The following is a 15284-nucleotide window of genomic DNA, read 5'->3' on the forward strand; positions in this document are numbered from 1 at the left end:
GTACATAAGTGCTTAACGTAATGCTAAAAATTCAAAATCAAAATGTATCTCTTTTTAAGCCGTTAGCTTAAAATTTCACTAAGCGGCGTATCGCTTCTGTAGTGATATTGAATCTGCGCCATTAACAGCTCTGCCGTTGCTAATGCGTCAATTAACGCATTGTGATTATGATAAGCCGGCAGTGAATAGCGTTTTCTACAATCATTTAACCTTACTGAGCCCAACTTACTCTTAAATAACCGCCCTAGTAAGCCTTGTCTTGCATGTAGTGCTTTTCGTTCTATTTCCATGGTATCGACTAATGCAAACTCAATACCTTCGCTTATACGTGCTAATAAAGCATTATTTAAAAAATGACGTTCAATGGCTGCATAATGCACAACAACAATTTTACCACTAAGTGCATTTAACAGAGGCCCTAAAATAGAGGCTAAATCGGGTGCTTCATCTACTTCTGAGTGTGTAATACCATGAATAACAATAGACTCTTCACTTAAGCTCTTTCGAGGTTGTACAACCCAGTGTTTACTTTGCTTGCAGTACACTCGCTCTAAACTAAATGGTACTAAACCAACACTCACAATATCATCCACTTCGCTATTTAGACCGGTCGTCTCAAAATCTAACGCTACAAAAGGAACATCTTTTAGAGGAGTTTTAATATCACTAAACGCATGAGTATAAAAATGCCTTAAAAAAGTATTTTTAGTTTTAGAGGCATTTTGCTTGTATTTTTTTTCCCAATTAGCGTTATAGTACGAGCACTTACCCATCAGTGTTTTACACCAACATTGGCAGAGTAACTAAACTTTAAGTAGCTTTGTGCTTTTTCAAGTATTGCAAACGCCTCTTTTAAATTGCGCTGCTCAAACGGCGATAATAGATGTGGGTCTAGATCATTATCTGGCTCTTCGCCTTGCTCGATTTGCCACGCCTGATGACGTATCCGCATCATGGCGATGTACTCTAGTGAATCTCGTAAATCTTGTGCTTTTCCCTCAGGTAGTAACTTGGCCTCTATAATATCCTCTAAGCGCTCAAACGAGTTTTGCTTACGTGAGCCAATGGCTAATGCATGGACTCTTATTACATCTGAAAGAGGTGCTGTTCCTCTACGCTTTAGGTTCATAGAGCGTTTGTGTTGGCCATTATGCTCAAGCACAAACCCTTTAAAAAAGCCCAGAGGTGGTGTTCTATTACGTGCGTTTGAAGCCATGTTTGCTAAAAACACCCTATTCGTTTTACTTTGCTTAGCAATAAATTTTTTAAGCTCTTCAGCCCACTTGGTTTTGCCCCATACGCCATCTAAATCAAAAAATATTGAGCTATTTAATAACGCTTGCGGCTTAGGCTGCTCAATCCACTGTGTAAATTGATCAAACCACTGTGAGCGTGTTTTACGCCATTTTTTAAATGACGCCATAATTTCACCATCACAATAGGTATAGCCACATTGCGCTAAGCCATCACAGACAAAATCAGAAATATTTTGGAAGTAATCATCGTGTTTATCGTCATCGTAACTGTCATCTAAAATAAGCGCGTTATCTTGATCGGTTACAATTAGCTGCTCGTCGCGTGCCATTGAGCCAAGGGCTATAAAGCAATACGGTACAGGTGGCGGGCCAAATTTTTCTTCGGCTAAGACTAATAAACGTTGCTTAAATGTGCGCCCTATTACGGCCATAGCCGTGCCGACCATATGCGAATTGGCATCTTCATTTACCATACGTACAAATACGTTGGGTAATTGGCGCGCATAGTGCGCTAAATCTTCAATTGTTTGTTGCGCTAATATTCCACGTACTAGCAATAAGCTACTTTGCGACTCGTAGCGTAAAATATCAGAAAGAGAAATAACCCCAATTGGGCGGCGTTTTTGTACTACAGGCAAATGGTGTAAGTTGTCGCGAAGCATGGCTAGTACCGCTTCAAACACGTATGCGTTTGCATCTAGCAATACCAAATTAGTTGACATAATTTGCTCCGCTTTTACGTTAAGCGCTAAGCCCTGTGCAACTACTTTAGTTCTGAGGTCTCTGTCGGTAATAATGCCTGCAATTTGGCCGTCATCTTCTTCTGGGTCATCACTTATTGGCTTATTAGCGTCGGTAACTAATACTGACGATACAGCTTCTTCTGTCATGATTTTAGCTACATCTTGTACCGTGGTTTGTGTATCAACAGTCACCACATCACGATGAATTAAGGATTTTACTTTTGCAGTGGTTAAGTCGTTCCCGTCTGCTTGCTCAACAATTGCTTGGCGAAGGCGTACATTACCATCTTCTTCAAAGTAATCTGCAAACGAGTCAAATTCATCACAATAGCGATTAAATATGTCAACGTTAATACAATAAACAAGCGTGTCTTCTAATGCTTTAGCAGGAAAACGCACTTTGCGATTCATTAGCAGGCCCATTTGACCAAATATCCCGCCAACCTCTAATCGATTATAGAGTTCGTTATTACGACGGTATATTTCGACAGAGCCACTTCTAATAACAAATAGATCTGCTATATCTTGGCCAAGCGTTAAAATATCGGTTTGTGATCGGTAATAAGCGACTTCAACTTGTTGAGCAAGCTCGTTTAGGGCGTTAGTTGGTAAATCATCAAATGGTGGGTGCTGCGCCAAAAACTGCGCTATTTCAACTTGTTCAGCTTGCATTGGGGATTCCTTGTGAGCACTCAATAAGGCATGTATATGCTTAAGTGGCTATCTTAACAAACAAATATAGCCAAGCAAGATTTAACTAATAGCCTCACCATTTTAAAAATAAAAGTGGTGAGGCTATAACTATAATTGCACTTTAAGTTAGCTTTTCAAGTTCTTGTTCTAGCTCTTTAGATTCGTCCCCTCGAGGGGTTGTAAAGCGTGCTAAGCCTAAGTAAATAACAGGCGTTAAATAAAGCGTAAATAATACAGCCAGTGCGAGACCGCCAAACACCACCCAGCCAATAGCATTACGTGCTTCAGCACCTGCCCCTGTAGACAAAATTAATGGTAACGCACCTAACAAGGTTGATATAAGGGTCATGGTAATTGGTCTTAAACGCACTAATGCGGCTTTCTCTACTGCATTTCTTACTGATAACCCTTGGTCGCGTAATTGATCTGCAAATTCAACCAGTAGTATGGCGTTTTTAGCGATTAAGCCAATTAGCATAACTAGGCCAATTTGAGAGTAAATGTTTAACGATGTTCCCGTTAAATAAAGCGCTAAAATTGCAGAAGTAATCCCAAAAGGAACTGTTATCATAACTACAATCGCGCTGTTTACATTTTCAAACTGCGCAGCCAGCACTAAAAATACAATCAAAAAAGCCAGTACATAAGTAATAAGTACTTCGCTGGATGTTTCTTCATAGGTCAGTGCTTCACCTTTAAACGCAAGGGCGATACCAGGCGCTAAAGAGTCTTCAGACACTTGCTTAATTTGCTCAACCAACGATGCAATCGTTAATCCTTCAGGCAGTTCCATACTAAGCTCTATAGAGCGGCGCTGCGCATGTCGCTCTAGTTCAGCTGCTACGCCTTCTTCAGAAATATATGCCACGCTACTCAAAGGTACTAAACTATTATTACCTGCCCTTATGTATAAATTGGCTAAATCGCTTGGATCGTTTATTGTTTGATTTTGCGCTTGCAACATTATGGGAACCGACTGATCACCTATGTTTAAATCTTCAATATCGTCGCCGTTAATGGCCGCTCTTAGTGTAATAGCAATGTCGCTGAGCGCAACACCAAGCTCTTGAGCGCGTCGCCTGTCTATATTGACTCTAAGCTGTGGTTGCGAAGGCTGATAAGAAATACGCACGGGAGCAACTTCGGGTACTGCTTTTTCAAGGGCTGCTGAAAACTGTTGAGCGGCTTTAAATATTTGCAGGTAATCTTGCCCTAGTAAGGCAATCTCCACACCACCGCCTTGTCCTCGTAAATTTAAACTATTGGCACCGCCTGGAAATGCAGGAGCACCGGGAATATTGCCCAAAGGCTCGCGAATTTTATTAATTATTTCTTGTTGGCTAAAGTGCCTTTCATCCCAGTGCTTTAATGGCACAGTAATAAATACAATATTTGGATCCCACTGGCCAACTACGGTGTAAATTGATTCTATTTCGCCACTATCAATAAAGGGTAATAAAATATCTTCCATTTTTATGGCTTGTCTATCCATAAAATTAAGCCCTACACCATCGGGTCCCCGTGCAAATATGCGTATTTTCCCGCGATCTTCACTCGGCAATAATTCACTGTCTAAACTCGTATATAAAGCGCCAGACCCACCTGCAACTAATAAACAAGCTATAAACGTAAGCCATGCATGATCAAGCACCTTATAAATTGATTTTGTATAAATACCACCAAGCCAGTGGCCTAGCTTTGCAAATGGATGAAAACCACCCTGCTTTAACTTTAATTTAGAAGTAAGTGCAGGCACTAAAGATAGCGCTACAAAACTAGATATAATAACCGCGCCTGCAAGTACACCACCAAATTCTCTAAATAATCGCCCTGCAGTGGACGGTAAAAATGCAATAGGTATAAATACTGCAGCCAACACAGCTGTAGTTGCCACTACTGCAAAAAACACTTCTCGAGTGCCTATTACTGCAGCAGCACGTCTACCTAGCCCTAAACCTCGTTGTCGCTGAATGTTTTCGCTTACTACAATGGCGTCATCAACAATTAAGCCAGTAGCAAGTACAAGGGCGAGTAATGTTAAAATATTAATCGAAAATCCAAGTGCCCAAATAAGTGCTAGCGAGCCAATTAAGGCCACTGGAATTGCAAAAGCCGGTACGAGTGTGGCGCGCCAAGAGCCGATAAAAACCCACAGTGTAATCACTACTAATAGTACGGTAAGCACTAAAGAGTAAATGACCTCATCAACTGAGCTTCTTATAAACTGTGCATCATCAGAGGTAAGGGTAAACTCCATTTCAGGAAAACGTGTTTGCATACTGTTGATGAGCTTTAACACTTCGTCAGATATTTCAATTGTATTTGATTGTGCTTGGCGAATTATTTCCATACCTATAACAGGTTTACCGTTGAGTCTTACCATAGAGCGCGGATCGGCAGGTCCAAAGTAAATAGCCGCAACATCGCTAATACGAGTATCGCCTTGAATTATTATATCGCCCACTTGCTCAGGGGTTATTGATGTAGCATCAGCTCGCACAATTATTTGCTGATCGTTTGCCTTTAAACTACCAGCTGGCACGTCAAACGGCGCTTGGCTAAGTACTTGTGCTACATCTGGAATAGTTAAATTAAAGCTGCTTAATTTAAGCGGGTCGATTCGTACTCGAAGTACTCGCGCTCTATCACCATTTAAACGTACATCAGCAACACCCGGTATAGTTAAAAATTGTGGTGCTAAATCAACATCAACTCGCTCAGTTAGTACCTCAAGCGATAAACTATCGCTAGCGACTGTTAATGAGACAACGGCTTCTGCATCATTATCGGCTTTTATAATTGATACTCGCTCAACTTCTTCAGGGAGATCGCGTTGAACGCGCGCTACCGATTCTCGCGTTTCATTTGCGGCATCGTCTAAATTAATACCTGGTCTAAACTCAACGACAATACGCGAGTTTCCTTCTTCACTTTGCGCTCGTATAGATTTAACACCACTTACGCGAGCTACTGCACCTTCTAATTTGCTGGTTACTTCCGTGTCTACCGTTTCTGGGGAGCCACCGGGAAATGGAGCGGAAACGGTAATACGCGGCCTATCTACATCAGGAAGCTCTCTAACCTCAACCCCTGCAATAGCTGCAATGCCAGCAATAATAATAAGTAAGTTAAGTACAACAATGAGTACTGGGCGGCGAATCGCCATTGAAGGTAAGTCTTGCATCATAGGTTGCAGTTTCATACTTACTCCTGCGTATCTGCAGTGGTGAAGCTTAGAACTTGCTGAGCACGCAAGCGCTGTACGCCTTCAATAACTAAAATATCACCCTTTTTTAATGAGCCTGATACTAATAAACGTCCCGAAAGACGCTGCTCTATTTTTACATCAACCCGTGTCGCTTTGTTATCAACACTTGTCCACACGTACGGCCCTGTTGCTCCCCACAGTAATGCGGCTTCTGGTATTGCGGCATAATTATTACCTAACACTTCAATATGAACTCTAAAGCTCATACCCGGTAAAAACTGCTGATTGGCGTTGTTTAGCTTTGCCTTAACTCGTAAAGTGCGAGTTTGCGGGTTAATTCGAGAGTCTAAGTAAGCAATTTCAGCCTTAATTGGGTTTTCTGATTGCCACGGGAATACTGTTATATTGCTCTTATTACGGAGCATGGATATCGCTGACTCTGGCGCATTAAAATTAATATATAAATCACTGGTGTCATCAATACTCGCTATTTCAGTAAGCTCAGAAATTCTATCACCAACCTCAACATCTGTAAGACCCATAATTCCACTTATAGGTGCGATAACTTTCCTATCTTCAAGCTCAGTTTGTGCTTGAGTTAAAGTAACTTTTGCAAGTTCAACAACGGTTTTAGCATCATCTACATCACTTTTTGGCACAGCCCCTTTAGCTTGGCTTTGCTGTAATCGTTCTAAAATTCGTTGCGTATCGGCAAGTTTAATTTTAGCCTCACTAAGTGCGGCTTTTTGTCTACGTGAATCAAGTTCGAGTAAAATATCGCCCTTTTTTACTTTATCGCCAGGTTTAAAGTATACAGCGGTTACCCTATCACCCACCGCTGGGTATAACATAACCGAATGAATCGCTTCTGTATTACCAACAGCTTGAACTTGTTGCTTAGCACGCTCTAATGTTATTTTTTGCGCGACAACGTTTGCGCTCAATACTGGTAATGTCACAAATACTAAAGCAGTTAATATGCTTGTTAAAAAAATATGCGATTTCAAAGTAACACCTTAATTAATTATTATTTACATTACCTTACGAAGTTTAACAGCTGTGTGATCAATAAGAAGGTTAGAACGATAAATTGGCAGAACAATGAGATGAAATAGCACTTGTAATACCAATTTAATCATAATATAAACCAGTGTACTTATGTGGTAGCTAAAACAAAAAAGCCCAGCAAAAGCTGGGCTAATAAAACGTAATATATAAATATTATTTACCGCGCTGAGCATCCTTTTGCGCTTTTTTAGCCTCTTTACGTTGCTGTAAAACAGCTTGGGCTTCATTGCCAATGTGGCCTTCGCCACGGGCTTGTGCAAGCTCTATTTGCTTTTGGCGCTCAGCAAAACGAGCGCGTTGCTCATCAGTAACATCATCAATACAGTGGTGACAAGATACACCTTCCATATACTCTGGTTTTTGCTTTTCTTCTTCAGTGATTGGCATACGGCACGCATGACACTGATCGTATGAACCTTTTTGTAAATCATGATTTACCGCAACACGGTTATCAAATACAAAACATTCGCCTTCCCACATGGTTTCTTCTTTTGGGACTTCTTCTAGGTATTTTAAAATACCCCCTTCTAAGTGATAAACCTCGTCAAAACCTTGCTCTTTCATGTAGGCAGTCGATTTTTCGCAGCGAATACCACCGGTACAAAACATAGCCACTTTTTTGTGTTTTTCGGGGTCTAAATTTTCTTTAGCCCACTGCGGGAACTCACGGAAAGTTTTTGTGTTAGGGTCGACTGCATTTTGAAAAGTCCCAATTTCTATTTCGTAATCGTTACGTGTATCAATTAGGATAACTTCAGGGTCAGAAATAAGGTCGTTCCATTCATTAGGCTTTACATAACTCCCTACCACTTTAAGAGGATCGACACCTTCAACACCCATAGTAACAATTTCGTTTTTAAGCTTTACTTTTGTGCGGTAAAACGGGCATTCGTCATCGTATGATTCTTTAGTAACTATATTTTTTAGGTTGTCTTGGGTATCTAACCACGCGAGTAAATTATCTATACCTTCGCGTTTTGCCGACACAGTACCGTTAATACCTTCAGCTGCAAGTAATAAAGTGCCACGTACTTCGTTAGCTTCCATTACTTCTAGAAGTGGTTTACGCAGTGCTTCAAAATTTGGTAAGCCTACAAACTTGTACATTGCACATACAACAAAGTGCTCGTTTGTTACATTATCTTTATGAACGACAGTCATTTTTATTTCCTATTTTGCTTTGATAGCCTTAAGTGGCGTTTACCGAATCGTAAATCCGGCGCATATGGGGCGCGTATTTTACGCTTTTTATAATTAATTGCAAAAAATAGCGCGTTAGAATGGTTTTTACTGTCGGCATAACCCTTGTGTGGGCTATAATGCGGCCATTAATTTAAGTTGCACATTGGAGAACACGACTTTGCACTTTACTGATCTTGGGATTGATACTCGCCTTGAAACACAATTAGCTCATCAAGGGATCACCCAGCCCACAGATATTCAAGCACATGCAGTGCCTACCGCACTTGCAGGGCATGACATTTTTGCTCAGTCTAAAACTGGGTCGGGCAAAACATTAGCGTTTTTATTACCTGCTGTTCAGCGAGTTATGAAGCAAAAAGCGCTCAGTAAACGCGATCCTCGTGTACTTATCGTTGCACCTACCCGTGAGCTTGCAACGCAAGTATTTACTCAATTACGCTTATTAATTGCCGGCACAAATATCAAAGCTGTAAAAATATTAGGCGGTGAGAACTTTAATGATCAAATTAAAGCGCTTCGTAACGACCCTCACTTTGTTGTTGCGACACCTGGGCGTTTGGCCGATCACATCACAAAACGCTCATTACAATTAAGTGGTTTAGAGCTATTAATTTTTGATGAAGCCGACCGCATCCTAGATTTAGGTTTTACTGAACAGCTTAAAATGATTAATGAGCAAGCAAACCACCGTTTGCGTCAAACATTATTGTTTTCGGCTACACTCGATCATGCACAAGTAGATGCTCTTTCGCGTAACTTATTAAAAAAACCAAAACAGATTACGCTTAGCGCAGCAAACGAGCAGCACAGTGATATTAAACAAACGCTTTATCTAGCTGATCACCTTGATCACAAAGAAGCGTTACTTGAACACTTTTTAAAGCAAGACGATGTTGGTCAATGTATTATTTTTACAGCAACCCGTGCCGATACCAGTCGTTTAAGTGAAGCTTTAAATGAAAAAGGGTTTAAATCGGTCGCGCTCGCTGGCGATTTAACACAAAGTAAGCGCCTTGAGATCATGGACTCGTTTAGCCGTGAAAACTTTAAAATACTAATTACCACTGATGTTGCTTCACGCGGCTTAGATTTATTAAGTGTAACGCACGTAATTAACTTTGATTTACCAAAACACGCAGAAGAATATGTACACCGTATAGGCCGTACAGGCCGCGCTGGTTTTAAAGGTAACGCGTTATCACTTGTGGGCCCTAAAGACTGGGCTAGCTATTTAGCAATAAAATCGTTTTTGAACGATGAGCTTGTATTTGCAAGTGTTGAAGGTTTAAAAGCCAAATTTAAAGGTATTAAAGAGAAAAAACCTGCTGTAGTTGTAAAAACTAAAAAAGTAACGCAGGTCAAAAAGCCACTCGTTAAACGCAAAGCAAAACCTAAAAAGCCAGTGGCACCAATTAAAGCCCCTATGAATATCGATGGCGATTCACCAATGCGCCGCAAAAAAAAGCCTGAGCAGGAATAATTATGAGTTACCTAGGAACAACACAAACCCTATTTGTAAAAGAAGTAAGTAACGAAGGTGCTTACCTTGACGGCCATGACTTAGGTGAAGTTTTTTTACCAAAACAAGAAATTAAACATGAGCTCGAAGCGGGTGATAGCATTAGTGTATTTATTTATTTAGATAATGCTAACTTACCTACTGCGACCATAAAAAAGCCGTATGCTCAAGTAGGAGAATATGCCCTTCTTCGTGTTAAAGAAATAAATAGCATTGGTGCCTTTATAGATTGGGGGCTTGATAAAGACGTACTCGTTCCGTTTAATGAACAAAAGCCACGTATGCAAGAAGGCCATTCGTACCTTGTGCGTTTATATCTAGATAATGCAAGTCAGCGTATATGCGCATCGAATAACTTTAATCGCTTTTTATCAAAAGAAGAACCTAATTATTCGCATCTTCAAGAAGTTGATTTAATAGTTGCGGGTAAAACAGACATTGGATACAAAGTTTTAATTGAAGAATCTCACTTTGGTGTTGTGTTTTATAACATGGTATTCAAAAATTTATTTGTTGGGCAAAAACTTAAAGGGTTTGTTCAAAAGGTACGTGAAGATGGTAAAATTGACGTTGTACTTGAAAAGCCTGGCATGGGTAAAGTAAGTGATCTTAGTGAAAAGATTTTAGAGAAACTCAAGCAAGAAGGTGGAATACTTGCCATTGGTGATAAGTCAGACCCTGAGCTTATCAAAAAGGTTTTCTCAACGAGTAAGGCTAACTACAAAAAAGCAATTGGTGGGTTATTTAAACAAGAGTTGATAGAAATTGAAGCTAAATCTATTCGTTTAAAATCTTAATATAAAATATACCCACTGAGTTAGTTCTAACCTAAAATATATTTATAAGGCAATGTACATTTCGTGTATTGCCTTGAATAATCTAACACTTCAACTTCAGTTTCTAGATTAAGTGGTGCTAAGCGGAACACTTTCTTCTCACACTCTAGCTTTTTATTTTCATACTGCGACAAGCACTCCTTAACAGTGACATTTTGCGTATTAAGCGTTGCCTCATTTTTATAGCACAAGTGATGTGCATAACCTTCCATTGCTTTTTTAAAATCAAATATATTAACAGGATAAACAGAAATAACATCTGTAACTGCAGTCACGCCATCGTATGCTCTACTAGAAAACACATACTTATTAATTGAAAAACCAGCAGCGATAATTAATATAGAACCTAAAAGTAACTTCAAAATAAACCCCTACACATTCAGATTTTAGTAATGTAACACAAAATGTACATAAGATAAGGGTTTAGTACTAAATAACTGGCTTTTGTTAAATCAAGCTATTGATCTGTTAACATTTTCCAATACTTTTACTGGATTGTCAGCTTTAGTAATTGGCCTGCCAACAACTAGATAATCACTACCGGCATCAACAGCCTGTTTAGGCGTCATAATCCGTTTTTGATCGCCAGCATCACTGCCTTCAGGCCTTATACCTGGAGTAACTAATTTAAAGTTATTACCTAGTTCAGCTTTTAAAATTTTAGCTTCTTGGGCTGAGCAAACAACACCATCAAGTCCTGCCTCTTTTGCTAACTTAGCAAGGTGCATAACTTGTTGTTGTGCTGTTTTTTCTATACCTAAACGTTGTAGCTCCACTTCATCCATACTTGTTAGTACCGTTACAGCAATTAACAGTGGCGCTTTATCACCAAATTTTTCGAGTGCTTGTTTGGCCCTATTCATCATTTCAAAACCGCCAGATGCATGCACATTTACCATCCACACACCCATATTTGCCGCTGCAGTAACTGCTTTAGCAACCGTGTTAGGGATATCATGAAATTTTAAATCTAAAAATACATCAAAGCCTAAATCAATTAACTCTTTTACAAATGCAGGCCCAAAATAAGTAAACATCTCTTTGCCTACTTTTAGTCGGCAAGTATCAGGAGAGAGTTGCTTTACAAAACTAAGGGCGGCTTCTTGAGAGTCATAATCTAGGGCAATAAGAATTTTTTTTGAATGTTCGAAAGACATAGCTATCCTAATGAATGGCAGTAAAGTTATAAATAGTTAGGGGTTATTAAAATCCGTCTAAGCCTCTACTTGGTACAATGGTTTCCCAATGTTTACAAGATGGGCAGTTCCAATAAATTGTGTGACTGGTAAATCCACAGTGCTGACATTGAAAATCAGGTTTTGTGGCTATATACGAGGTTACAAGCTTATCAATTTCATTGAGTACTTCTTTTGTATCTTTATTTTGATTACCCATAAGTTGCAGTAAAAAGCTAAAGCCACGAATAGTAGGTTGGCGCTTTAAACTATCAGTTAAAAAATCAAATGCTTGCTTAGTATGTCCCTGCTCTAATAAAGCTTGGCAATGTTTTATTTTTATTAGCACACCACCCTTATCTAAAAGGTCGTTTAATAAATCATGAAATTGATGCGTTAAGTTCAATTGTTTATAACTATGTGCTAGCTCATCAATAAATAGAGGGGCAAACAACGTAAACTGGCAAACAAGCTCTCGCCAGTAATAAATAGCTTTAACGTAATCCTCGCTTGTATAAGCTGTTAAACCTAATTCGTAAAGCGGACGGATAGCTTTATAGTTTAAACCAATCGCTTTACGCATTAATTGAGGGTTATCATCGCTCAGTGCCAATTCACAATAAAAGTTAGCAATGGCTTTAAAATGCTGCTCTTTAGAAAATAGCTCGCTATGGGCTTCAAACATATTGATGCCCTTTTCCCACTCTCGCGTTTGCGAATAAAGAGTAATAATGGGATCGAGTGCCTCGGATTCTCCTGCTTTAACAAGCCACACTAAATGCTCTTCAGCACTGTCAAGTAACCCGGCCATAATGTAATCTTCGGCAAGTTCTAAACGTGTTGTTGCGGATTCTTTTTCGCTTAAGCTAGGATGCTTTAATAGGAGTTCGTGAATTTTTATAGCGCGGTCTAGTTCACCTCGTCGGCGAAACATAGTAGCTAAAGTAGAATAATGTTCAACAGAGTCAGCGGCCACTTCGAGTAAGTTGATTAAATGCTCTAGGCCCTGATCTTCTTCTCTATCAAGTAAAAATTTTAAACCTTTACTGTATTCAGAAGTAATTTGTCTGTTAAGTTGATGAGCTTGGTTTTTAGCACTATTTTTACCCATTATCCAGCCGTAACCAGCAGCTACAGGCAGTAGTAAAAACAAAAGCTCAATCATAATTAGGCGTCTTTATTAGCAGCAAGCTTGTTTTTTTCTTTTTCAGGCGCTAATTGTTTTTTTAAACGGTAATTTTGCCACTTTAACTTTGAAAATATTTTAAAGCTTATAAAGCAACCAATTACAACACCTATTAAAAAGCAGATACTTATTATTACAGCTAAAGGTAATGTATTACTGGCAATAATATAATTAATTTGTACTAATTGTGGATTTTGAGAACCCAATACAAATGCGCATATAAGTAAAAACGCAACCAGAATAATTTTTAATACCTTAAACAAGTAACTACTCCAATGAGTTTAACTAGGCGATACTCTCGTTTACGCGGTCGCGTAACTCTTTGCCTGGTTTAAAATGAGGTACATGCTTTCCTTCAAGCTCTACTGTATCACCAGTCTTAGGATTACGACCTGTGCGAGGAGCGCGGAAATGCAAAGAGAAACTACCAAAACCTCTGATCTCAATACGATCTGAAGTAGATAATGAGCCGGCCATTTGTTCAAGAATTTCTTTTACTGCATTTTCAACATCTTTCACTGGAACGTGTGCGTGTTGTTCCGCAAGTGTTTCTATCAATTCTGACTTAGTCATAGCGTTTCCTTAATAAGAGATATAGGAAGGGCAAAAATGCCCTTCCAACTAAAAACTAATTATATATTAGTCTTTTTGTGCATTTGCGAAAGCAGCTGCCATTGCGTTTTCAAACACTGGCTCTTCTTTCTTAAGCTTCTCAAGTACTTCTTTCTCTTCTGCTTCGAAAAGAGCTTTAACTGATAAGCTTAAAGTGCGGTTCTTACGATCAACACCAACGTATTTAACTTCAATCTCGTCGCCAACAGAAACAACAGTAGTTGCATCTTCAACGCGCTCTTGAGCGATATCAGCTACACGGATGTAACCTTCAACGCCTTCGATAAGTTCAACAGTTGCGCCTTTCGCATCAACTTCAGTCACTTTACCTTTAACAATAGCACCTTTCTTGTTTGCATCAAGGTAGTTATTGAACGGGTCAGCTTCGATTTGCTTAACACCTAGAGAGATACGTTCACGCTCTGGGTCAACTTGCAATACGATAGCAGTGATTTCGTCGCCTTTCTTGAATTCACGTACAGCTTCTTCGCCAGGTGTATTCCAAGAAATGTCTGAAAGGTGTACAAGACCATCAATACCACCGTCAAGACCGATAAAGATACCGAAGTCAGTGATTGATTTGATCTTACCAGTAACTTGGTCGCCTTTGTTTTGAAGACGAGCAAATTCCTGCCAAGGATTAGCAATACATTGCTTAAGACCAAGAGAAATACGACGACGTTCTTCGTCGATTTCAAGAACCATAACTTCAACGTTGTCGCCAAGGCTTACAACTTTAGAAGGATGGATGTTCTTGTTAGTCCAATCCATTTCAGAAACGTGTACTAGACCTTCAACGCCTTCTTCGATTTCTACGAAGCAACCGTAATCAGTAAGGTTAGTTACACGACCAGAAAGTTTAGAACCTTCTGGGTAACGACCAGCGATAGCTGCCCATGGATCTTCGCCAAGCTGTTTAAGGCCTAGAGATACACGAGTTTTATCTTTGTCGAATTTAAGAACTTTAACTGCGATTTCGTCACCAACATTAACGATCTCTGAAGGGTGCTTAACACGCTTCCAAGCCATATCTGTAATGTGTAGTAGACCATCAACACCACCAAGGTCAACGAACGCACCGTAGTCAGTAAGGTTCTTAACGATACCTTTAACTTCTTGGCCTTCAACAAGGTTAGCAAGAAGCTCTTCACGTTCTTGTGAGTTTTCAGATTCGATAACTGCACGACGTGAAACAACAACGTTGTTACGTTTTTGGTCAAGCTTGATTACTTTAAATTCAAGCTCTTTGCCTTCAAGGTGAGTTGTGTCACGTACTGGACGAACATCAACAAGTGAACCAGGTAGGAAAGCACGGATTGAATCAACTTCAACTGTGAAACCGCCTTTAACTTTACCGTTGATAACACCAGTAACAGTTTCTTGCTCTTCACATGCTTTCTCAAGACGGATCCACGCTTCGTGACGCTTCGCTTTCTCACGAGAAAGGATAGTTTCACCGAAACCGTCTTCAATTGCATCTAGTGCAACATCTACTTCGTCGCCTACAGCAACTTCTAGTTCACCAGCAGCATTTTTGAACTGCTCTGCAGGGATAGCACTTTCTGATTTAAGACCAGCATCTACAAGTACAATGTTATTCTCGATAGAGATTACTGTACCTTTAACAATAGAGCCTTGCTCTGCTTCAAAACCCTTTAAGCTTTCTTCAAATAACTGCGCAAAATTTTCTGACATACGAATATACGTCTCATATATTAATACCAATAAGCAACCATGCTGCATGGGGTTGTTAAAATAGCACTGGCATCCTGCTGGCGCATAAAA

The 15284-nt window shown here is 39.7% G+C and carries 13 protein-coding genes; 2 read left to right on the forward strand and 11 right to left on the reverse strand.

From position 1 onward, the window contains the following. Positions 1–62 precede the first annotated feature (62 nt). The 5 genes from J8L73_RS07100 to J8L73_RS07120 all read right to left on the reverse strand — a co-directional run bounded on the left by J8L73_RS07100 (position 63) and on the right by J8L73_RS07120 (position 8129). A complete protein-coding gene (locus tag J8L73_RS07100) occupies positions 63–773 on the reverse strand; it encodes a 3'-5' exonuclease (protein ID WP_211015726.1) in 711 nt (236 codons plus the stop codon). Further along, complete coding sequence (locus tag J8L73_RS07105) at positions 773–2671, reverse strand: DUF294 nucleotidyltransferase-like domain-containing protein (RefSeq protein ID WP_211000128.1); 1899 nt, start codon at positions 2669–2671, stop codon at positions 773–775. Before J8L73_RS07105 ends, J8L73_RS07100 begins: the two co-directional genes overlap by 1 nt. 142 nt (positions 2672–2813) lie before the next feature. Continuing rightward, positions 2814–5894: an efflux RND transporter permease subunit gene (locus J8L73_RS07110; RefSeq protein WP_211015728.1), complete on the reverse strand. Its 3081-nt coding sequence runs from the start codon at positions 5892–5894 to the stop codon at positions 2814–2816. A gap of 2 nt (positions 5895–5896) precedes the next feature. Then, positions 5897–6907: an efflux RND transporter periplasmic adaptor subunit gene (locus tag J8L73_RS07115; RefSeq protein ID WP_211015729.1), complete on the reverse strand. Its 1011-nt coding sequence runs from the start codon at positions 6905–6907 to the stop codon at positions 5897–5899. A gap of 214 nt (positions 6908–7121) precedes the next feature. Continuing rightward, positions 7122–8129 carry a rhodanese-related sulfurtransferase gene (locus J8L73_RS07120; protein WP_211000131.1) on the reverse strand — a complete coding sequence of 336 codons (1008 nt, stop codon included), beginning with the start codon at positions 8127–8129 and terminating at the stop codon, positions 7122–7124. A gap of 199 nt (positions 8130–8328) precedes the next feature. Between J8L73_RS07120 and J8L73_RS07125 the strand changes: the two genes are divergently transcribed. Then, positions 8329–9651 carry a DEAD/DEAH box helicase gene (locus tag J8L73_RS07125; protein ID WP_211015731.1) on the forward strand — a complete coding sequence of 441 codons (1323 nt, stop codon included), beginning with the start codon at positions 8329–8331 and terminating at the stop codon, positions 9649–9651. A 2-nt stretch (positions 9652–9653) separates the two neighbouring features. Beyond that, positions 9654–10487 (forward strand): S1-like domain-containing RNA-binding protein, encoded by an 834-nt coding sequence (locus J8L73_RS07130; RefSeq protein WP_211000133.1) that lies wholly within the window; start codon positions 9654–9656, stop codon positions 10485–10487. A 26-nt stretch (positions 10488–10513) separates the two neighbouring features. On the opposite strand, the gene J8L73_RS07135 is transcribed toward J8L73_RS07130, so the two are convergent. The 6 genes from J8L73_RS07135 to rpsA all read right to left on the reverse strand — a co-directional run bounded on the left by J8L73_RS07135 (position 10514) and on the right by rpsA (position 15194). Beyond that, positions 10514–10888 (reverse strand): hypothetical protein, encoded by a 375-nt coding sequence (locus J8L73_RS07135; RefSeq protein ID WP_211015733.1) that lies wholly within the window; start codon positions 10886–10888, stop codon positions 10514–10516. A gap of 90 nt (positions 10889–10978) precedes the next feature. Continuing rightward, positions 10979–11683 (reverse strand): orotidine-5'-phosphate decarboxylase, encoded by a 705-nt coding sequence (gene pyrF / locus J8L73_RS07140; RefSeq protein WP_211015735.1) that lies wholly within the window; start codon positions 11681–11683, stop codon positions 10979–10981. A gap of 46 nt (positions 11684–11729) precedes the next feature. Next, entirely contained in the window at positions 11730–12866 is a 1137-nt protein-coding gene (gene lapB / locus J8L73_RS07145) for a lipopolysaccharide assembly protein LapB (RefSeq protein ID WP_211000136.1), read from the reverse strand. 2 nt (positions 12867–12868) lie between these two features. After that, positions 12869–13150, reverse strand: coding sequence for a LapA family protein (locus tag J8L73_RS07150; protein ID WP_211000137.1), 282 nt, complete (start codon positions 13148–13150; stop codon positions 12869–12871). A 22-nt stretch (positions 13151–13172) separates the two neighbouring features. Further along, positions 13173–13460 (reverse strand): integration host factor subunit beta, encoded by a 288-nt coding sequence (gene ihfB, locus J8L73_RS07155; protein ID WP_007583054.1) that lies wholly within the window; start codon positions 13458–13460, stop codon positions 13173–13175. 66 nt (positions 13461–13526) lie between these two features. Beyond that, positions 13527–15194, reverse strand: coding sequence for a 30S ribosomal protein S1 (gene rpsA, locus J8L73_RS07160; protein ID WP_058549119.1), 1668 nt, complete (start codon positions 15192–15194; stop codon positions 13527–13529). Positions 15195–15284: the final 90 nt, after the last annotated feature.

Origin of the sequence: Pseudoalteromonas sp. MMG006, assembly GCF_018101025.1 — a bacterium.
GTDB lineage: Bacteria > Pseudomonadota > Gammaproteobacteria > Enterobacterales > Alteromonadaceae > Pseudoalteromonas.

Coding starts and splice junctions, on each gene's coding strand:
- J8L73_RS07130 (WP_211000133.1), top strand. CDS start 9,654: ATGAGTTACCTAGGAACAACACAAACCCTATTTGTAAAAGAAGTAAGT.
- pyrF (WP_211015735.1), bottom strand. CDS start 11,683: ATGTCTTTCGAACATTCAAAAAAAATTCTTATTGCCCTAGATTATGAC.
- ihfB (WP_007583054.1), bottom strand. CDS start 13,460: ATGACTAAGTCAGAATTGATAGAAACACTTGCGGAACAACACGCACAC.
- J8L73_RS07105 (WP_211000128.1), bottom strand. CDS start 2,671: ATGCAAGCTGAACAAGTTGAAATAGCGCAGTTTTTGGCGCAGCACCCA.
- rpsA (WP_058549119.1), bottom strand. CDS start 15,194: ATGTCAGAAAATTTTGCGCAGTTATTTGAAGAAAGCTTAAAGGGTTTT.
- J8L73_RS07100 (WP_211015726.1), bottom strand. CDS start 773: ATGGGTAAGTGCTCGTACTATAACGCTAATTGGGAAAAAAAATACAAG.
- lapB (WP_211000136.1), bottom strand. CDS start 12,866: ATGATTGAGCTTTTGTTTTTACTACTGCCTGTAGCTGCTGGTTACGGC.
- J8L73_RS07120 (WP_211000131.1), bottom strand. CDS start 8,129: ATGACTGTCGTTCATAAAGATAATGTAACAAACGAGCACTTTGTTGTA.
- J8L73_RS07110 (WP_211015728.1), bottom strand. CDS start 5,894: ATGAAACTGCAACCTATGATGCAAGACTTACCTTCAATGGCGATTCGC.